Origin of the sequence: Kluyvera sp. CRP, from assembly GCF_019930565.1 — a bacterium.
GTDB classification, from domain to species: Bacteria; Pseudomonadota; Gammaproteobacteria; order Enterobacterales; family Enterobacteriaceae; genus Kluyvera; species Kluyvera georgiana_A.
The window spans coordinates 568,497-587,295 of the sequence record NZ_CP082841.1 but is presented as its reverse complement, the minus strand read 5'-3'; the positions used below and the strand labels follow the sequence as shown (position 1 = coordinate 587,295).

Genomic DNA, 18,799 nt, shown 5'->3' with positions numbered 1-18,799 from the left:
ATCTAATGACTCGCGTTACGGTCTGGAATGAGTATCGTCATGAGCAGCAGGACCCGGCGATTGCTGCCATTTACCCGCAAGGTATCCACGGGCAAATCGCCTCTTTTTTGCAGGCAGCGGGGTTTACGACCCGAACGGCAACACTGGATGAACCCGAACATGGTTTAACCGACGCGGTGCTGAATGAGACGGATGTTTTAATCTGGTGGGGGCATATTGCCCATAATGAAGTCGACGATAGCGTCGTGGCACGTATTCAGCAATGGGTGCTGAAAGGAATGGGGTTGATTGTCCTGCACTCCGGGCATATGTCAAAAATATTCATGAGACTCATGGGAACCAGCTGCGACCTGAAATGGCGTGAAGCCGATGAGCAGGAGCGTATTTTTGTTATTGATCCCACGCATGATATTGTAAAAGGAATTCCTGAAAGCTTCGTGCTCGAAAAAGAAGAAATGTACGGTGAACATTTTGATATTCCAGTTCCGGATGAAACGCTGCTTTTAAGCTGGTTTGAGGGCGGGAACGTTTTTCGCAGTGGTATTACCTATAAGCGCGGTAACGGGCGAATATTTTATTTTCAGCCCGGCCATGAAAGCTATCCTACCTATTACAACACGCATATCCAGAAAATTATCTGTAATGGCGTGGAATATTGTGCGCCACGCGGTAACTGCTATCCCGTGTATGGTAAAGATAAAAACCACTACCCGATTTCAGGAGCGGAAAAATGAAACTTGGTGTATTTACTCCATTATTTGCCGACCTCTCTCTGGATGAAATGTTGGATAAAGTTCAGCAAGCGGGACTGGATGCTGTGGAGGTGGGCACCGGCGGCTGCCCGGGAAACCACCACTGTCCTATTGATGAGCTATTAGCCAGCGAAACCAGCCGGGCAGCGTACATAGCAAAATTCCAATCTCGGGGAATCATTATCAGCGCCTTGAGCTGTCACGATAATCCTATTTCGCCGGTAAAAGCTGAGCGCGAAGCGGCCGATGCCCTGTTACGCAAAACGATTAAGCTGGCGTCGCTGCTGGGCGTGCCGGTAGTGAATACATTTTCCGGAACAGCAGGAAGCGATGAGCATGCAACGGCGCCCAACTGGCCGGTAGTGGCCTGGCCGACGGTGTACAGCGATATTAAGACCTGGCAATGGGAAAACAGGCTTATCCCCTACTGGCGGGAAATTGGCCTGCTGGCGCAGGCGCATAAGGTGAAAATTGGCATTGAGCTGCATGGCGGTTTTCTGTGCCACACGCCGTATACCCTACTGAAACTGCGTGAAGCAACCTGCGACGCTATTGGCGCCAACCTAGACCCCAGTCATCTGTGGTGGCAGGGTATCGATCCGGTCGCGGCCATTAAGATCCTGGGTGAAAAGGGGGCGATTCATCACTTCCATGCCAAAGATACCTGGTTGGATCAGGACAATATCAACATGTATGGCCTGACTGATATGCAGCCCTACGGCGATGTCCGCACGCGCGCGTGGAATTTCCGCACGGTGGGTTATGGTCACAGCATCCAGCAATGGGCGGATATCATGAGCGCGCTGCGCACATGGGGTTATGACTACGTGGTCAGCATTGAGCATGAAGACCCGTTGATGTCGGTGGAGGAAGGGTTTGCGCGGGCGGTCACTCATCTGCAATCGATATTGATTCGTGAACAGCCGTTGAATATGTGGTGGGTATAGCGATGGACGGTAACTTTCTACAGATGGCGATTGTCGGCTATGGCGGTATGGGAGCGTATCACGTCAATCTGGCGCATGCCAGCGAACGGATACGGGTAAAAGGCGCGTTTGATATTAACGCTTCCCGTCTGCGATTGGCTCTATCACATGGCCTGGTCGCGTATCCGAGTTTTGATGCGCTGCTTGACGATAAAGATGTCGCGTTGGTCCTGATTGCCACACCTAACGACGTGCACAAAGCGCTGGCCATTCGAGCGCTGGAAGCCGGTAAGCATGTGATATGCGAAAAGCCCGTGACCCTGACGACATTGGAGTTCCAGGAGGTGCTGGCCGTTGCGGAAAAAGTCGGACGTGTTTTTATGGTGCATCAGAACCGACGCTGGGACGATGACTACCTGATCGTCCGCCGCCTACAGCAGGACAAATCGATCGGCGAGATTTTTCATCTTGAATCTCGGGTGCAGGGCGCTAACGGCATTCCTGGAGACTGGCGGCACAGCCCGGCGCAGGGCGGAGGGATGGTGCTTGACTGGGGTGTTCATTTGCTGGATCAGCTACTGCTACTGGACCGCAGCGAGATTAACCGGGTTTACGCTTCACTTAGCTACGCGCTGGGTCATGAGGTTGACGATGGTTTTACCGCGCATATTACCTTTACCAGCGGTCTGACCGCGCATATTGAGGTCGGTACGACAAACTATATTAAGCTGCCGCGCTGGTATGTGAAGGGGACGGAGGGCACTGCGCTGATCGCCGATTGGGATCTCAGCGGATACGTGGTCGCGCCCGATAGACAGGCGGAGGTCACTGACCCTTTACCCATCCAGGCCGGCGTCGGTTTAACTAAAACCATGGCGCCGCCCAATGAGGATGCGGTAGTCACGTGGCCGTTGCCGAAACCGTTATCTCCGCGGGTTGGCTTCTACGACAATGTGGCGGAGGTTATCCTCGATGGTGCTGAACCGATGGTAAAAAACGCGGAAGTGCTGCGGGTGATGAACCTGATGGCGGCGATCTTTACCTCCTGGCATGAGCGGCGGGCGGTCGAAAACATCGATCGCTTAATCTGATTATCACCCAGACAGATCCTTCGCCCGCGGAGCATTCGCTCTGCGGGCGTTGTCGGTTATAATAGCCGTAACAACATGGGTATTGCCCATATAATCCGGCGCATTCCCGCCTCAAACGAGTACTTTTAATGAGTGAAATGATTTACGGTATCCATGCGGTGCAGGCACTGCTGGAGCGCGCACCTGAACGTTTTCAGGAAGTGTTTATTCTGAAAGGCCGCGACGATAAGCGCCTGATGCCGCTGATCCACGCGCTGGAAGCGCAGGGTGTGGTGATTCAGCTGGCGAACCGTCAGTACCTGGATGAGAAAAGCGAAGGTGCCGTGCACCAGGGCATCATCGCACGCGTGAAGCCGGGCCGTCAGTATCAGGAAAACGATCTGCCGGATCTGATCGCTTCACTCGACAGCCCGTTCCTGCTGATCCTCGACGGCGTGACCGACCCACATAACCTCGGTGCTTGCCTGCGTAGCGCCGATGCCGCTGGCGTGCACGCGGTTATCGTGCCGAAAGATCGCTCGGCACAGCTGAATGCAACGGCGAAAAAAGTGGCCTGCGGCGCCGCCGAAAGCGTACCGCTGATCCGCGTGACCAACCTGGCGCGCACCATGCGCATGCTGCAGGAAGAGAACGTATGGATTGTCGGCACTGCCGGTGAAGCGACCCACACGCTGTACCAGAGCAAAATGACCGGCGCGATGGCATTGGTGATGGGCGCGGAAGGCGAAGGTATGCGCCGTCTGACCCGTGAGCACTGCGACGAGCTGATCAGCATCCCGATGGCGGGGACTGTCTCTTCGCTGAACGTCTCCGTGGCGACGGGTATCTGTCTGTTCGAAGCGGTACGCCAGCGCAGCTAACGCGCAACTTCTACAGTTTGATCCTGGCCACCCTTTTGGGTGGCTTTTTATTGTGCATCGTCCCTGACCGTCCATAATTAATCTGTTGCCTATTGACGGAGGGAGACACAATGCACTGGCAAACTCACACCGTTTTCAATCAGCCTGTTCCCTTAAATAACAGTAACCTGTTCCTTTCTGATACCGCACTTTGCGACGCCATTACTCGCCACGGCGCCAGTTGGGATAGCGAACTGTTGGCGAGTATCGGACAGCAGCTGGGTACCGCCGAGTCCTTAGAGTTAGGCAGGCTGGCGAACGCCCATCCCCCAGAGCTTTTACGCTACGACCCCCAGGGGCAGCGGTTGGACGACGTGCGTTTTCACCCGGCCTGGCATCTGCTGATGCAGGGGCTGTGCGCCAACCGTGTGCACAACCTTCCCTGGGAAGAAGACGCGCGCAGCGGCGCGTTTGTGGCTCGCGCCGCGCGCTTTATGCTGCATGCGCAGGTGGAAGCCGGCACGCTATGCCCGATTACCATGACTTTCGCCGCCACGCCGCTATTACAACAAGCACTGCCGCCGCTGTTTGCCGACTGGCGCGCGCCGTTGCTGAGCGACCGCTACGATCCGCATCAGCAGCCTGGTGTGCAAAAGCGGGGTCTGCTGATTGGCATGGGGATGACCGAAAAGCAGGGTGGTTCGGATGTGCTGAGTAACAGTACGCGTGCAGAGCGGCTGGAGGATGGCAGCTATCAACTTACCGGACATAAATGGTTTTTCTCGGTACCCCAGAGCGATGCCCATCTGGTGCTGGCGCAGGCCAATGGCGGACTGACCTGCTTCTTTGTGCCGCGACTGCTGCCTGATGGCACGCGCAACGCCATTCGCCATGAGCGGTTGAAAGACAAGCTGGGCAACCGCGCGAATGCCAGCAGCGAAGCAGAGTTTCAGCAGGCGCTCGGCTGGGCGTTGGGCGAAGAAGGCGAGGGGATTCGGCAGATCCTCAAAATGGGCGGCCTGACGCGCTTTGACTGCGCGCTGGGCAGCCACAGTTTGATGCGCCGCGCCTTGTCGGTGGCGCTGTATCATGCCTTCCAGAGGCAAGCGTTCGGGCATAACCTGGTTGATCTGCCGCTGATGCGTCAGGTGTTGGGTAAGATGGCGCTCCAGCTCGAGGGGCAGACGGCGTTCCTGTTCCGCCTGGCCAACGCCTGGGAGCAGCCACACGACGCGCTGTGGGCGCGACTCTTCACGCCCGCCGCCAAGTTCGCCATCTGCAAAGCGGGCATTCCGTTCGTGGCTGAGGCGATGGAGGTGCTGGGCGGGATAGGCTACTGCGAAGAGAGCGAGCTACCACGCCTGTATCGCGAGATGCCGGTGAACAGCATCTGGGAAGGCTCCGGCAATATCATGTGTCTTGATGTGCTGCGCGTGTTGATGAAACAGCCGGATTCGCTTGCGCTGCTGGCGGCTGAGTGTGCGGAGGTGAAAGGGCTGGATCGCCATTTCGATCGCCACTGGCGTCAGCTTCAGCAGCGGCTACGCAAGCCGTCACAAGCTCAGGGCCGTGAGATTACCGGGCAACTCTATTTGCTGGGGGTAGGCGCGCAAATGCTGCGCTATGCATCTCCACCTGTGGCTCAGGCCTGGTGTCGTATGATGCTTGATCCGCGCGGCGGCGTGCTGCTGTCTGAACAGGTGATAAGCGAAGTATTACATCGGGCGACGGGCAGGGGAAGGTAGTACATGAAGGGGGGAAGAAGCGTGATAGATGAACGCTTCTTCCTTTAGCGGCTGGTCTCAGGCATAGATAATCGCCTGTGCACGCCAGTTATCTTGCTGGGGTTCTTCGTACATCTGAACAATACGATACCAGGAGGCACCCTGTTCATCTGCCTTACGGGCGATAACCTGTTCGACGTCTTCCAGACTTCCGGCAACATTGTTCACTGAAATCAGGCCGATCTCATTGAGCCCGGTGACACAATCAGCACTGGCGAACTCTGCCGATTGCGCCGCAGCAGCGTGCCTGCCGCCTGACAAAAGCAGGGTAGATAAGGTAAGTGATTGTTTCATCGTCAGCTCCATTTCATTTAACCCACCAGGGCAGTCCATAGCAGACGCATGTTCCGTACTCCGACAGAGGCGTCATTGTGCATCAAGGAAACGTGAAACGGTGCAAACCTACGTAAAGCTGCTCAAGGTTACTTACGGTAAAGGATTGCCTGCGAATACCACTGCCCGGGCACGACGGTATCGTCTATCATCACGATCACGTAGTAATCCGCTTTCTGCGCGGTGGCTTTCGCCCTGATGGTCTCTTCAACGTCCATCGGCGAGCCGTAGATCAGCGCGCTAACCGTACCCATGCGCTGCAAACCTTCCGTCTGGTTGCGACGAATCTCCTGCGGGTGGTCGGTTGCCGGAGGCGGCGCTTCAGGCGTGCCTTCCAGCAGGGTACAACCGCTCAGCGAGAGCGCCAACAACAGTGGGATTAACCGTTTTATCGTCATTTCCCGTTTCCTGATAGCCATAGTGTAGTGGGGAAAAATTTCCCTTTTGGGTTAATGTTCCTGATTTGTTAACCATAGCGCTATTTTCGAATGAAAATAACCTGAAACCGTAACCGGGTTCTCAATGTTATCAATCAGGGGTATTGTCGTTACATTATTGAATCCATTTCGTCTGCTATATCAGCATAGCTAAAGGAGAGGCCCGATGATTGAACTGGAAACTCGCACATTAGCAGGGCAGCAAGTTCTGCATGCCTGGCCTAAAGGAGGCGCGGAAAAGGCGCTGCCGACTATCGTGTTTTATCACGGATTTACCTCTTCTAACCTGGTTTATAGCTATTTTGCCGTAGCGCTGGCGCAGGGCGGTTTTCGGGTGGTGATGCCCAACGCCGCGGAACACGGCGAGCGTTATAACGGCGACGGTGCCGAGCGATTGCAGCATTTCTGGCAAATTTTGCTACAGAATTTCACCGAGTTTCCGGCGCTGCGCGACGCGCTGCTGGCAAGCGGAATGGTGAGCGAAGGGCGGCTGGCGGTGGCTGGCGCATCGATGGGGGGCATGACCGCGCTGGGGTTGATGACGCATCATCCCGAACTGAAGTGTGTCGCCAGCCTGATGGGCTCGGGCTATTTCACCGGGCTTTCCGCTACGCTGTTTCCACCTCAGCCACAGCAGCGGGAACGCCTGATGGCTCCGCTGGCAAAATGGGACGTGGGCCATCAGTTGGCGCGCCTGTCCGACAGGCCACTGTTACTGTGGCACGGTGAAGAAGATGATGTGGTGCCAGCCGGAGAAACCTTCCGCCTGCAGCAGGCGTTGCGGGATGCCGGGCTGGATACGCATCTCACCTGCCTCTGGCAGGCGGGCGTTCGCCACCGTATTACGCCAGAGGCGCTGGACAGCACGGTGGCGTTTTTCCGCCAGCATCTTTAAACGCGGATCACTTGCACGCCTTGATCCTCCAGCTTTTTGAGGATCTCCGGGTCGGCCTGCTTGCCGGTGATGAGCAAATCTATCTCATCGGCGCGGCTGAACAGCATGCCTGCGCGCTCGCCAACCTTACTGCTGTCGACCAGCACCGCCAGTTTACCGACGACATTGAGCATTTTCTGTTCTGCCATCGCGGTAAGCATGTCGGTTTTGTACAACCCCTCCGCCGTTAGCCCTTTACCGCTGGTAAACATCCAGTGTCCGGCGTAGAGGCTATTCTCGCTGCCCTGCGGGCTCAGAGTAATCGCGTGGCTGCGGTTGTACTGCCCCCCCATGATGATCACGCTGTCGTGTTCTTTGTCGATCAGATAGTTCGCCAGCGGCAGATAGTTGGTGATGATCTGCACCGGTTTGCCGCAAATTTCCTGGCCGACCAGAAAGGCCGTTGAACCGCAGTTGATGACCACGCTCTCGCCGGGCATCACCAGTTGCGCGGCGGCTTTGGCGATGCGCACCTTTTCATCGTGGTTTTGCGCCTGGTGAATGTTCATTGGCGACCAGCGCGGGGCCTGCTGACTGATGGCTTCGGCACCGTTACGCACCTTCTTCAGCTTGCCGCTTTCATCCAGTTTGTTGATATCCCGGCGAGCCGTCGCGGGGGAAATCCCCAGACGGGAAATCACCTGCTCTACTGTAACAAAGCCCGCCTGTGCCAGCAGTTCCAGTAGAATCTGATGTCTTTGCGCTTCCGTCATGAGCTATTCCGAAAAAAAATGATGAGTAAAGATGATATTTGAAATATCAGCAAATTACTAAAACTATATACGCGAGGGAAGGGGAAAAGGTGGCGGAATTCCCCGGCATCGTTGTGCTCGGCCGAGCGTAGCGATGCCGGGAAGCCTGACTACAGGAACGATTTGAAAGGCAGATCCGGTTCAATCGTGAAGCAGTCGTCAAAACCGCGTGGATAATGGTATTCAAAGTTGTCTTTATCCAGCGGCCAGGTAAATTTGCCGCCCACTTGCCAGATGAAAGGTTTGAATCCGTACTTCAGGCGATCTTTTTTCATCTCCCACAGCACACGAATTTCCTGCGGATCGGCCTGGAAGTTTGACCAGATATCGTGGTGGAACGGAATCACAACTTTGGCGTTCAGCGCTTCCCCCATACGCAGGATATCGGCGCTGGTCATTTTGTCGGTAATCCCGCGCGGGTTCTCGCCATAAGAGCCCAGCGCCACGTCAATATGATGCTCGTTGCCGTGTTTCGCGTAGTAGTTGGAATAGTGGGAGTCGCCGCTGTGGTACAGGGTTCCGCCTGGGGTTTTGAACAGATAGTTCACTGCGCGCGCGTCCATACCGTCCGGCAGAACGCCGGCCGCTTTCTGGTCCGCCGGCAGCGTAATCAGCGCGGTACGGTCAAAGGCATCAAGTGCATGAATTTCAATGTCTTTAACTTTAACGATGTCGCCCGGTTTTACCACGATACAGCGTTCTTTCGGCACGCCCCAGCCTATCCACAAGTCTACGCAGGTTTGCGGGCCGATAAACGGCACGTTATCGGCACAGTTCTGCATGACCGCGGCGGTAACGTTGACGTCGATATGATCGTTATGATCGTGTGTTGCCAGTACGGCATCGATCTGGCGAATAGCGAAAGGATCCAGCACGAAAGGCGTGGTGCGCAGGTTAGGCTGCAGCTTTTTCACCCCAGCCATGCGCTGCATCTGGTGGCCCTGCTTCATCAACGGGTTGCCATGGCTCTGTTTGCCGGTACCGCACCAGAAATCGACACAGACGTTGGCGCCCCCTTCTGATTTCAGCCAGATTCCAGTGCAGCCAAGCCACCACATCGCAAAGGTCCCCGGCGCGACCTGCTCTTGTTCAATCTCTTCATTTAGCCAGCTCCCCCACTCCGGGAAGGTGCTCAGGATCCAGGATTCTCGCGAAATGGTCTCTATTTTACTCATCATGTTTTCCTCTGAAATACGTCACAAGTAATCATTTGGTGATTTGTTGTGATTGATATTCTCACCATTTTTTCACAAATGCAATGGGGGGATTTTGGTCTGATTCGCTGTTTTAGTCCATTTTGTAACGATTAATCAGCAATGGTTAGTCTATGTTTTATTTTTAATTTATTGATTTATATTGTTTATTTTTATTTTTTCTTAAGAGATCACTATTCCATGTTAAGCATAAGCTTATTATTGCGGCGTCCGTCACACTTAATCAAATTAAATCTTGTTGTGATTATTTTTGATTATTAGAGTGTTTAGCACCCGGCTGAACAGGGCTGTCGGTTCAGCATCCTCATTTACTGGAGAGCGTTATGGAGATCCTCTACAACATCTTTACCGTCTTTTTTAACCAGGTGATGACCAACGCCCCGCTGCTGCTGGGTATCGTGACCTGTATCGGCTACATCCTGCTGCGTAAAAGCGTGAGCGTGATTATCAAGGGCACCATCAAAACCATTATCGGTTTTATGCTGCTGCAGGCGGGTTCCGGCATTCTGACCAGCACCTTTAAACCGGTGGTGGCGAAAATGTCTGAGGTTTATGGCATCAACGGCGCGATTTCCGATACCTACGCATCCATGATGGCGACCATTGAACGTATGGGCGAGGCCTATAGCTGGGTGGGATATGCGGTGCTGCTCGCGCTGGCGCTGAACATCTGCTACGTGCTGCTGCGGCGAATTACCGGCATCCGCACCATCATGCTCACCGGCCACATCATGTTCCAGCAGGCCGGGCTTATCGCCGTATTCTTCTATATCTGTGGTTATTCCATGTGGACCACCATTATCTGCACCGCGGTGCTGGTGTCGCTCTACTGGGGGATTACCTCCAACATGATGTACAAGCCGACTCAGGAAGTGACGGATAACTGCGGCTTCTCCATCGGCCACCAACAGCAGTTCGCGTCGTGGATTGCTTACAAGGTAGCGCCGTATCTCGGTAAAAAAGAGGAGAGCGTTGAAGAGTTAAAACTGCCGGGGTGGCTGAATATTTTCCATGACAATATCGTCTCGACGGCGATTGTGATGACCGTCTTTTTCGGCGCCATTCTGCTCTCCTTCGGCCTTGACGTGGTGCAGGCCATGGCCGGTAAGACCCACTGGTCTATCTATATCCTGCAAACCGGCTTCTCGTTTGCCGTGGCGATTTTCATCATTACCCAGGGCGTACGCATGTTCGTCGCCGAGCTTTCGGAGGCCTTTAACGGCATCTCGCAGCGGCTGATCCCCGGCGCCGTGTTGGCGATTGACTGTGCCGCCATCTATAGCTTTGCGCCGAATGCCGTGGTGTGGGGCTTTATGTGGGGCACCATCGGCCAGTTGATTGCCGTTGGCATCCTGGTGGCCTGCGGCTCTTCCATCCTGATTATTCCTGGCTTTATCCCGATGTTTTTCTCCAACGCCACCATTGGCGTGTTCGCGAACCACTTTGGCGGCTGGCGAGCGGCGCTCAAAATTTGTCTGGTGATGGGGATGATTGAAATCTTCGGCTGCGTGTGGGCGGTGAAACTCACCGGCATGAGCGCCTGGATGGGCATGGCTGACTGGTCGATTCTGGCACCACCGATGATGCAGGGCTTTGCCTCCATTGGACTGATTTTTATGGCCGTCATTATCGTGATTGCCCTGGCTTATATGTTCTTCGCTGGCCGCAGTCTGCGCGCCGAGGAAGATGCACAAAAACAAATGGCAGAAGTTTCTGCTCACTAAGGAGTGTGATTATGACCGTACGTATCCTGGCTGTATGTGGTTGTGGGCAAGGCAGCTCCATGATTATGAAAATGAAAGTCGACCAGTTCCTCAAAGAGCAGGGCGTAGACCATACGGTAAACAGCTGCGCCGTCGGCGAGTACAAAAGTGAACTGAGCGGAGCCGATATCATTATTGCCTCCACCCATGTGGCGAGCGAAATCACCGTCTCCGGCAACAAATACGTGGTAGGGGTGCGCAACATGCTCTCGGCGGCTGATTTTGGGCCGAAGCTGATGGAAGTGATCAACGCGCATTTTCCGAAAGACGTTAAGTAAGGGTCAGTCATGAAGCTACGTGATTCATTGGCGGAAAATCATTCCATCCGCCTGCAGGCAGAAGCGAACAGCTGGCAGGAGGCGGTCAAACTGGGCGTTGACCTGCTGGTGGAGGCCGAGGTGGTTGAGCCTCGCTACTTCCAGGCCATTCTCGACGGCGTGGAGCGTTTTGGCCCCTATTTTGTGATTGCGCCAGGCCTGGCTATGCCGCATGGCCGGCCAGAGGAAGGGGTGAAGAAAAACGGCTTTGCGCTGGTCACGCTGAAAACACCGTTGGTGTTCAACCATGAAGATAACGATCCGGTCGATATCCTTATTACCCTGGCGGCGGTAGATGCCCGCACGCATCAGGAAGACGGCATCATGCAGATCGTCAATCTGTTTGAAGATGAAGCTAACTTCGACCGTTTACGCGCCTGCCGCAGCGAGCAGGATGTACTGGATTTAATCGATAGCGCCACCGCGGCGGCTGTGTAAGGGAGAATCAAAATGTCATTACCAATGTTGCAGGTGGCGCTGGATAACCAGACGCTGTCCCACGCTTATGAAACCACCCGCCTGATTGCGGAAGAGGTCGATATTATCGAGGTTGGCACCATTCTTTGCGTGGGTGAAGGCGTACGTGCCGTCCGCGATCTGAAGGCGCTGTACCCGCATAAAATCGTGCTGGCGGACGCCAAAATCGCTGATGCGGGCAAAATTCTCTCCCGTATGTGTTTTGAGGCCAACGCCGACTGGGTCACCGTGATCTGCTGTGCTGATATCAACACTGCCAAAGGCGCGCTGGAGGTGGCGAAAGAGTTTAGCGGCGACGTGCAGATCGAGTTAACCGGTTTCTGGACCTGGGAACAGGCACAGGAATGGCGCAATGCGGGTATTCAGCAGGTTGTCTATCACCGCAGTCGCGATGCGCAGGCCGCGGGCGTGGCGTGGAGTGACGCGGATATCAGCGCGATTAAGCGTCTGGCGGATATGGGCTTTAAAGTCACCGTCACCGGTGGGCTGGCACTGGAAGACCTGCCGCTGTTCGCCGGCATTCCAATCCACGTCTTTATCGCCGGGCGCAGCATTCGCGATGCGGCATCCCCGGTGGAAGCGGCGCGTCAGTTTAAGAGTTCTATTGCTCAGCTCTGGGGCTAAGGAGCGGCCTATGTTGTCGAAACAAACGCCGCTTGGCATCTACGAAAAAGCGCTCCCTGCCGGGGAGTGCTGGCTCGAACGTCTGCGGCTGGCGAAAACGCTGGGTTTTGATTTTGTTGAAATGTCGGTTGATGAAACCGACGAGCGCCTTGCGCGTCTCGACTGGAGCCGCGAGCAGCGCTTAGCGCTGGTGAGCGCGATTGCCGAAACCGGCGTACGCGTACCGTCGATGTGCCTGAGCGCCCATCGCCGTTTCCCGCTCGGCAGTGAAGATGACGCCGTTCGCAACCAGGGGCTGGAGATCATGCGTAAAGCCATCCAGTTTGCCCAGGATATCGGCATTCGGGTAATTCAACTGGCGGGCTACGACGTTTACTACCAGCAGGCGAACGATGAAACGCGCCGTCGCTTCCGTGACGGGCTCAAAGAGAGCGTTGAAATGGCCAGTCGTGCGCAGGTGACGCTGGCGATGGAGATCATGGATTACCCGTTGATGAACTCGATCAGCAAAGCGTTGGGTTACGCGCACTACCTCAATAATCCGTGGTTCCAGCTCTATCCCGACATCGGCAACCTGTCGGCGTGGGATAACGATGTGCAGATGGAGCTTCAGGCGGGGATGGGGCACATTGTGGCCGTACACGTGAAGGACACGAAACCCGGCGTGTTCAAGAACGTGCCCTTTGGTGAAGGCGTTGTCGATTTCGAACGTTGCTTCACCACGCTGCGGGAAAGCGGCTACTGTGGACCCTATCTGATTGAAATGTGGAGCGAAACGGCTGCCGATCCGCTGGCGGAAGTGGCGAAAGCCCGCGATTGGGTGAAAGCGCGGATGGCCCGCGCCGGTTTGCTGGAGGCGGCATAATGAAAACGCTAAAGCAGCAAGTGTTTGAAGCCAATATGGATCTGCCGCGCTACGGGCTGGTGACCTTTACCTGGGGCAACGTCAGTGCCATTGACCGCGAGCGCGGCGTGATAGTGATCAAACCCAGCGGCGTCGCCTATGAGACGATGAGCGTGGACGACATGGTGGTGGTTGATATGGCTGGAAACGTGGTGGAAGGGCGGTTCCGGCCCTCTTCCGATACCGCCACGCATCTGGCGCTATACCAACGCTACCCGTCGCTTGGCGGCGTCGTGCATACCCACTCGACTCACGCCACGGCCTGGGCGCAAGCCGGATTGGCGATCCCGGCTCTGGGCACCACTCATGCCGACTACTTCTTTGGCGATATTCCCTGTACGCGCGGCCTGAGCGAGGTTGAAGTGCAGGGGGAGTATGAGCTGAACACAGGTAAGGTGATTATCGAAACGTTGGGCGACGTTGAGCCACTGCATACGCCAGGCGTTGTGGTTTATCAGCACGGCCCGTTTGCCTGGGGTAAAGACGCGCACGATGCGGTGCATAACGCCGTGGTGATGGAAGAGGTGGCTCGAATGGCGTGGATTGCGCGCGGGATTAACCCAGCGCTCAGCCCCATCGACGGCTATCTCATGAATAAACACTTTATGCGTAAACACGGGCCAAATGCCTACTACGGACAGTAGCTGGCGGCACTAATGTGGCTCCGGAATCTGTACATCCCTGGGATGTGACGGGTCTGATTCCGGAGCCTTTTTTATCGCTATTAGCGATACAGCGCGGCGCTGGCGTGGATCAAGCCGTCGCTGCCCGGTTCATGCACCAGGATTGGCTGGAAGTATTTTGCTCCCTGAGCATCGCTCTCCTGACTGAGCGCCCGATCGGCCTCTTGCTCAGTGGCGATATTATGATTGATATAGATAACCCCCAGGCTGTGAACATCGTCCATGTTACGCGCCTGACGGCCATCGATCTTAATGGCGGCCTGTGCGCTGGCGCTAACCAGTAGCGTAGCGATAATGGCAATCATGATGTTTTTCATACTCGACTCCTGACTCACGGTCCTGACGGTTACTCGGCTCTCCTGTGGTGGTGGGGGGCTTCTGATTTAAGTGTAATCACTCTTTAGCGGATGTATCGCGACCATTTCTGATGCTGTCGTTCAAAAAAATGCATCATCCGTTACTGTTCAATTTTAAATCATCTACTTAGATCAACTTCACGCTTTGTGCGAACTTTTTGTGCAATTAGCTTGAGTTTCAGGGGGGAGGCAAGTATTATGACGCGTCAATTTTTCAGCCGCCCTTTAACACGTTCCTTGCCTCCATGGGCCGCGGCTGACCCAGACAGGAGGCTGAATAATCCGTAAGGAGCAATTCGATGCGTCATTACGAAATCGTTTTTATGGTCCATCCTGACCAGAGCGAACAGGTTCCGGGTATGATCGAGCGTTACTCTGCTGCCATCACTGGTGCAGAAGGCAAGATCCACCGTCTGGAAGACTGGGGCCGCCGTCAGCTGGCTTACCCGATCAACAAACTGCACAAAGCTCACTACGTTCTGCTGAACGTTGAAGCGCCGCAGGAAGTGATCGATGAGCTGGAAACTACCTTCCGCTTCAACGATGCCGTTATCCGCAGCATGGTTATGCGTACTAAACACGCTGTTACTGAAGCATCTCCGATGGTTAAAGCGAAAGACGAGCGTCGTGAACGTCGCGATGATTTCGCTAACGAAACCGCAGATGATGCTGAAGCTGGGGATTCTGAAGAGTAATTTCTGATGACCAACCGTCTGGTGTTGTCCGGCACCGTGTGCAGGATGCCCCTTCGAAAGGTCAGTCCATCAGGAATTCCTCATTGCCAGTTCGTGCTTGAGCATCGTTCTGTGCAGGAGGAAGCCGGGTTTCACCGGCAGGCGTGGTGCCAAATGCCTGTAATAATCAGCGGGCAGGAAAACCAGGCCATTACTCACAGTATAACGGTCGGTAGCGCAGTCACCGTGCAGGGCTTTATCTGTTGCCACAAAGCAAAGAATGGCCTGAGCAAAATGGTACTGCATGCCGAGCAGATTGAATTGATAGATTCTGGAGACTAGCCATATGGCACGTTATTTCCGTCGTCGCAAGTTCTGCCGTTTCACCGCGGAAGGCGTTCAAGAGATCGACTATAAAGATATCGCTACGCTGAAAAACTACATCACCGAAAGCGGTAAGATTGTCCCGAGCCGTATCACCGGTACCCGTGCAAAATATCAGCGTCAGCTGGCACGCGCTATCAAACGCGCTCGCTACCTGTCCCTGCTGCCGTACACTGATCGTCATCAGTAATCGGTCACGGTCCATTAATACGACTTTGAGAGGATAAGGTAATGCAAGTTATTCTGCTTGATAAAGTAGCAAACCTGGGTAGCCTGGGTGATCAGGTTAACGTTAAAGCGGGCTACGCTCGTAACTTCCTGGTCCCGCAGGGTAAAGCTGTTCCTGCTACCAAGAAAAACGTTGAATTCTTCGAAGCACGCCGCGCTGAACTGGAAGCCAAACTGGCTGAAGTTCTGTCTGCTGCTGAAGCTCGTGCTGCGCAGATCAACGCACTGGAATCCGTAACCATCGCGTCTAAAGCTGGCGACGAAGGTAAACTGTTCGGTTCCATCGGTACTCGCGACATCGCTGACGCTGTAACTGCAGCTGGCGTTAAAGTTGCTAAGAGCGAAGTTCGTCTGCCGAACGGCGTTCTGCGTACCACTGGTGAGCATGAAGTGGACTTCCAGGTTCACAGCGAAGTGTTCGCTAAAGTTATCATCAACGTTGTTGCTGAGTAATCTGCAACCCACGTTTTGATAACAACAAGACGCCGGCCTCGTGCCGGCGTTTTGCCTTTCTGAGCCACCACTTTTCGACTGGCTATTTTTCATCCTTTTCGCGATAATCAAAAAATTAAAACAATATTTTAATTTTTTGGTGAAAGAATGGACACTCTCCGCCAGCATCCGCTATTTTCCCGCAAGAACGTTGTCTACCTCTGTGCCGCATTCTGCTGTCTGCTGTGGGGCAGTGCTTATCCGGCTATCAAGAGCGGATACGAAATTTTCCAGATTGCTGCCGACGATATCCCGACTAAAATCGTTTTTGCCGGCTACCGCTTTCTGTTTGCCGGACTGCTGCTGTTGCTGCTGGCGATGGCGCAGCGAAAGCCTATCGCACGTTTAAGCCCGCGCCAGTTCGGCCAGCTCACGCTGCTGGGGCTCACGCAGACCTCGCTACAGTACATCTTCTTCTACATTGGTCTGGCCTTCACCACCGGGGTGAAAGGGTCCATCATGAATGCGACCGGAACCTTCTTCAGCGTGCTGCTGGCGCACTTCATCTACCAGAACGACAAACTCAGCTATAACAAGACGCTGGGCTGTATTCTCGGGTTTGCCGGGGTGATGGTGGTGAACTTCAACAGCGGCCTGATGGACTTCAGCTTTAGCCTGCTGGGCGATGGTTCGGTGGTGCTGGCGGCGTTTATCCTGTCGGCGGCATCGCTGTACGGTAAGCGCATTTCCCAGACGGTCGACCCGACGGTAATGACCGGCTATCAGCTGGCGATTGGCGGCCTGGCGCTGGTGATTGGCGGCTACCTGAGCGGCGGCACGCTGACTTTCCACGGTCTCTCCTCGGTGGCGATTCTCGGCTACCTGACGCTGCTCTCCTCGGTGGCCTTTGCGCTGTGGAGTATCCTGCTTAAGTACAACCGCGTCGGGATGATCGCGCCGTTTAACTTCCTGATTCCGGTATCGGGGTCGGTGCTATCGGCAATTTTCCTCGGGGAAAATATTCTCGAATGGAAATATGCGATTGCGCTGGTGCTGGTGTGTTCGGGGATTTGGTGGGTGAATAAGGTTAAGCGGTAATGCCTGATGGCACCCCGCTTATCAGGCAAACGTCACGATTTTGTAGGCCGGATAAGGCGAAGCCGCCATCCGGCACTCTGCACGGTTAGCGGGCGCGAATAAAGCTGCCGTCCGCCTGACGGGTAAACAGCACCTGCCCGTTATCGGATTCAATGGTCAGCCCGGTCACTACGCCGTTGGCGTTCTTACGAATCTGTACCTTTTGTCCGTTCTTGAGGTTGCTGAGCGGTTTGCCTGCCCCTTCTACCTGTGCCATCGCGTAAACGTCAGTCGGCGGCAGATTGTTGTCGCGGAACAGCTGCGCCATCGTTTTCCCTGCCTCAACCTGATAGGTTCGCCATTCGGTACTGCTGCTGCTTTCCTGGTACGGCTGAGTGCGCGAAACAGGGGCCTGCTCCTGTTCATTTGGCTGCTCTTCCTGCACCGGCTCGGGTGCGACCGGGGCGACTTGGTCGAGGTCGTTAGACGGCGTCACCAGTTGGGCATGCAAAGGCTGCGCGTCGGGCTGCGGCTGTGACTGCGACTGGAAGTCGAGCTGTGCGGTACGGCTGACCGGCGTCACCGGGGCGTCGTCAGCGGAAGGCAACAGGAACCCGACAATGATGGCCAGGGCAGCGATAATCACACCTCGGCGGTGTGCAAGCGGCAACGGATCCAGGATGCGAAGATTGTCCGGCGCGTGCCAGATCTTCTCCAGCAAAGGTTTTAGTTCAAATCTCCCGGGCATGGCTCTCCTCCTGCTCCGTGTCATTGCTATCCATTATAGATAACTGCCTGATGAACGTGCTAAAGCGTTCTCTCATCATATCCTATGGGCGATCGGTATTGTTTCTTTTTCCCGGCAATTTGTCATCTTTCCTGACACAAAGTTTTACCCTGTGCGGCGTGGCTGCTATGCTGCCCGCTACTTTATACCCGAAGAAAGGAAAGACGATGGCCACCCCGACTTTTGACACCATTGAAGCACAGGCAAGCTACGGTATCGGCCTGCAGGTAGGACAGCAGCTGAGCGAGTCCGGTTTGCAGGGTTTACTGCCGGAAGCACTGGTTGCCGGTATCGCCGATGCGCTGGAAGGCAAGCAGCCTGCTGTGCCGGTAGACGTTGTTCATCGCGCGCTGCGTGAAATCCACGAACGCGCTGATGCGGTGCGTCGCGAGCGTTTTGCCGCGATGGCGGAAGACGGCGTGAAATATCTGGAAGAAAACCGTGAGAAAGAAGGCGTGAACAGCACCGAGTCCGGCCTGCAGTTCCGCGTACTGACTCAGGGCGAGGGGGCAATCCCGGCGCGTACCGATCACGTTCGCGTACACTACACCGGTAAACTGATCGACGGCACCGTCTTCGACAGCTCCGTGGCACGCGGCGAACCAGCTGAGTTCCCGGTTAACGGCGTTATCGCTGGCTGGATTGAAGCGCTGACCCTGATGCCGGTCGGCTCTAAGTGGGAACTGACTATCCCTCACAGCTTGGCCTACGGCGAGCGCGGTGCGGGGGCTTCTATCCCTCCGTTCAGCACGCTGGTCTTTGAAGTTGAGTTGCTGGAAATCCTGTAATTCTGGCATTTATCCTCTCTCCGCCTGGGGGGAGGATATAAAATCCTTAAGTTTGATATATCCTGGGATTTAATCTTGCAAATGCCGCTGTTGCGTGTATTTTTGTGAGCTGTTTCCCATAGGTGAGGTGATATAACACTCACTTTAAACATAAAATTAACATTATATTTAAATCATAGTATTCATCCCTCCGATTCTTACCTAATATCGAGACATCCTATAACCGGGATCGTTTTGCATGAC

24 protein-coding genes are annotated in these 18,799 nt (G+C 54.9%); 18 read left to right on the top strand and 6 right to left on the bottom strand.

Annotated elements, in window-relative coordinates; genetic code table 11:
* Positions 1-5 precede the first annotated feature (5 nt).
* From K7B04_RS02715 to K7B04_RS02695, 5 genes are all read left to right on the top strand, one after another.
* Positions 6-734: a ThuA domain-containing protein gene (locus K7B04_RS02715; RefSeq protein WP_223803452.1), complete on the top strand. Its 729-nt coding sequence runs from the start codon at positions 6-8 to the stop codon at positions 732-734.
* Entirely contained in the window at positions 731-1,699 is a 969-nt protein-coding gene (locus K7B04_RS02710; RefSeq protein WP_223803451.1) for a sugar phosphate isomerase/epimerase, read from the top strand. Before K7B04_RS02715 ends, K7B04_RS02710 begins: the two co-directional genes overlap by 4 nt.
* Positions 1,700-1,701: 2 nt before the next feature.
* Positions 1,702-2,769, top strand: a complete 1,068-nt coding sequence (locus K7B04_RS02705; RefSeq protein WP_167577056.1) for a Gfo/Idh/MocA family oxidoreductase — start codon at positions 1,702-1,704, stop codon at positions 2,767-2,769.
* A 128-nt stretch (positions 2,770-2,897) separates the two neighbouring features.
* Positions 2,898-3,629 carry a 23S rRNA (guanosine(2251)-2'-O)-methyltransferase RlmB gene (gene rlmB, locus K7B04_RS02700; RefSeq protein ID WP_163445856.1) on the top strand — a complete coding sequence of 244 codons (732 nt, stop codon included), beginning with the start codon at positions 2,898-2,900 and terminating at the stop codon, positions 3,627-3,629.
* Between the two features lie 110 nt (positions 3,630-3,739).
* Positions 3,740-5,353, top strand: a complete 1,614-nt coding sequence (locus tag K7B04_RS02695; RefSeq protein ID WP_223803450.1) for an isovaleryl-CoA dehydrogenase — start codon at positions 3,740-3,742, stop codon at positions 5,351-5,353.
* Between the two features lie 57 nt (positions 5,354-5,410).
* Here K7B04_RS02695 and yjfN read toward each other — a convergent pair whose 3' ends face one another.
* Positions 5,411-5,698: a DUF1471 family protease activator YjfN gene (gene yjfN / locus K7B04_RS02690; protein ID WP_275957282.1), complete on the bottom strand. Its 288-nt coding sequence runs from the start codon at positions 5,696-5,698 to the stop codon at positions 5,411-5,413.
* A 116-nt stretch (positions 5,699-5,814) separates the two neighbouring features.
* A complete protein-coding gene (gene bsmA / locus K7B04_RS02685; protein WP_223803449.1) occupies positions 5,815-6,123 on the bottom strand; it encodes a biofilm peroxide resistance protein BsmA in 309 nt (102 codons plus the stop codon).
* A 205-nt stretch (positions 6,124-6,328) separates the two neighbouring features.
* Here bsmA and yjfP point away from each other — a divergent pair, with 205 nt between their 5' ends.
* Positions 6,329-7,057 (top strand): esterase, encoded by a 729-nt coding sequence (yjfP, locus tag K7B04_RS02680; protein ID WP_163445852.1) that lies wholly within the window; start codon positions 6,329-6,331, stop codon positions 7,055-7,057.
* Here yjfP and ulaR read toward each other — a convergent pair.
* Together ulaR and ulaG are read right to left on the bottom strand one after the other, a co-directional pair.
* Positions 7,054-7,809 carry an HTH-type transcriptional regulator UlaR gene (ulaR, locus tag K7B04_RS02675; RefSeq protein ID WP_167577052.1) on the bottom strand — a complete coding sequence of 252 codons (756 nt, stop codon included), beginning with the start codon at positions 7,807-7,809 and terminating at the stop codon, positions 7,054-7,056. The two genes, yjfP and ulaR, sit on opposite strands and share 4 nt — an antisense overlap.
* A 149-nt stretch (positions 7,810-7,958) precedes the next feature.
* Positions 7,959-9,023 carry an L-ascorbate 6-phosphate lactonase gene (ulaG, locus tag K7B04_RS02670; protein ID WP_223804112.1) on the bottom strand — a complete coding sequence of 355 codons (1,065 nt, stop codon included), beginning with the start codon at positions 9,021-9,023 and terminating at the stop codon, positions 7,959-7,961.
* Between the two features lie 362 nt (positions 9,024-9,385).
* On the opposite strand from ulaG, the gene ulaA reads away from it, so the two are divergent.
* The 6 genes from ulaA to K7B04_RS02640 are packed head-to-tail and all read left to right on the top strand — an operon-like array spanning position 9,386 to position 13,791.
* Complete coding sequence (gene ulaA / locus K7B04_RS02665; RefSeq protein WP_163445849.1) at positions 9,386-10,786, top strand: PTS ascorbate transporter subunit IIC; 1,401 nt, start codon at positions 9,386-9,388, stop codon at positions 10,784-10,786.
* A gap of 11 nt (positions 10,787-10,797) precedes the next feature.
* Positions 10,798-11,103, top strand: coding sequence for a PTS ascorbate transporter subunit IIB (gene ulaB, locus K7B04_RS02660; RefSeq protein ID WP_163445848.1), 306 nt, complete (start codon positions 10,798-10,800; stop codon positions 11,101-11,103).
* Positions 11,104-11,112: 9 nt separating this feature from the next.
* Complete coding sequence (gene ulaC, locus K7B04_RS02655; RefSeq protein WP_223803448.1) at positions 11,113-11,580, top strand: PTS ascorbate transporter subunit IIA; 468 nt, start codon at positions 11,113-11,115, stop codon at positions 11,578-11,580.
* A 12-nt stretch (positions 11,581-11,592) separates the two neighbouring features.
* The gene (locus K7B04_RS02650; protein WP_223803447.1) at positions 11,593-12,243 is read left to right on the top strand and encodes a 3-keto-L-gulonate-6-phosphate decarboxylase UlaD; all 651 of its coding nucleotides are present in this window, start codon (positions 11,593-11,595) and stop codon (positions 12,241-12,243) included.
* 10 nt (positions 12,244-12,253) lie between these two features.
* Complete coding sequence (locus K7B04_RS02645; protein ID WP_167577049.1) at positions 12,254-13,108, top strand: L-ribulose-5-phosphate 3-epimerase; 855 nt, start codon at positions 12,254-12,256, stop codon at positions 13,106-13,108.
* Positions 13,108-13,791, top strand: coding sequence for an L-ribulose-5-phosphate 4-epimerase (locus K7B04_RS02640; protein ID WP_223803446.1), 684 nt, complete (start codon positions 13,108-13,110; stop codon positions 13,789-13,791). Before K7B04_RS02645 ends, K7B04_RS02640 begins: the two co-directional genes overlap by 1 nt.
* 80 nt (positions 13,792-13,871) lie before the next feature.
* Here the strand turns inward: K7B04_RS02640 and K7B04_RS02635 are convergent, their stop codons facing one another.
* Entirely contained in the window at positions 13,872-14,147 is a 276-nt protein-coding gene (locus K7B04_RS02635) for a DUF1471 domain-containing protein (protein WP_163445843.1), read from the bottom strand.
* A 338-nt stretch (positions 14,148-14,485) separates the two neighbouring features.
* On the opposite strand from K7B04_RS02635, the gene rpsF reads away from it, so the two are divergent.
* The 5 genes from rpsF to K7B04_RS02610 all read left to right on the top strand — a co-directional run bounded on the left by rpsF (position 14,486) and on the right by K7B04_RS02610 (position 17,002).
* Positions 14,486-14,881, top strand: coding sequence for a 30S ribosomal protein S6 (gene rpsF, locus K7B04_RS02630; RefSeq protein WP_042321529.1), 396 nt, complete (start codon positions 14,486-14,488; stop codon positions 14,879-14,881).
* 6 nt (positions 14,882-14,887) lie between these two features.
* Entirely contained in the window at positions 14,888-15,202 is a 315-nt protein-coding gene (gene priB, locus K7B04_RS02625; RefSeq protein WP_064546888.1) for a primosomal replication protein N, read from the top strand.
* Positions 15,203-15,206: 4 nt separating this feature from the next.
* Entirely contained in the window at positions 15,207-15,434 is a 228-nt protein-coding gene (gene rpsR, locus K7B04_RS02620; protein ID WP_000135199.1) for a 30S ribosomal protein S18, read from the top strand.
* A gap of 41 nt (positions 15,435-15,475) precedes the next feature.
* Positions 15,476-15,925, top strand: a complete 450-nt coding sequence (gene rplI / locus K7B04_RS02615) for a 50S ribosomal protein L9 (protein ID WP_163445842.1) — start codon at positions 15,476-15,478, stop codon at positions 15,923-15,925.
* Positions 15,926-16,072: 147 nt separating this feature from the next.
* Entirely contained in the window at positions 16,073-17,002 is a 930-nt protein-coding gene (locus K7B04_RS02610; RefSeq protein ID WP_163445841.1) for a DMT family transporter, read from the top strand.
* Positions 17,003-17,087: 85 nt separating this feature from the next.
* Here K7B04_RS02610 and K7B04_RS02605 read toward each other — a convergent pair whose 3' ends face one another.
* Positions 17,088-17,729, bottom strand: coding sequence for an OapA family protein (locus tag K7B04_RS02605; protein WP_223803445.1), 642 nt, complete (start codon positions 17,727-17,729; stop codon positions 17,088-17,090).
* A gap of 206 nt (positions 17,730-17,935) precedes the next feature.
* Here K7B04_RS02605 and fklB point away from each other — a divergent pair, with 206 nt between their 5' ends.
* A complete protein-coding gene (gene fklB, locus K7B04_RS02600; RefSeq protein ID WP_035893271.1) occupies positions 17,936-18,556 on the top strand; it encodes an FKBP-type peptidyl-prolyl cis-trans isomerase in 621 nt (206 codons plus the stop codon).
* The last annotated feature ends 243 nt before the right edge of the window (positions 18,557-18,799 follow it).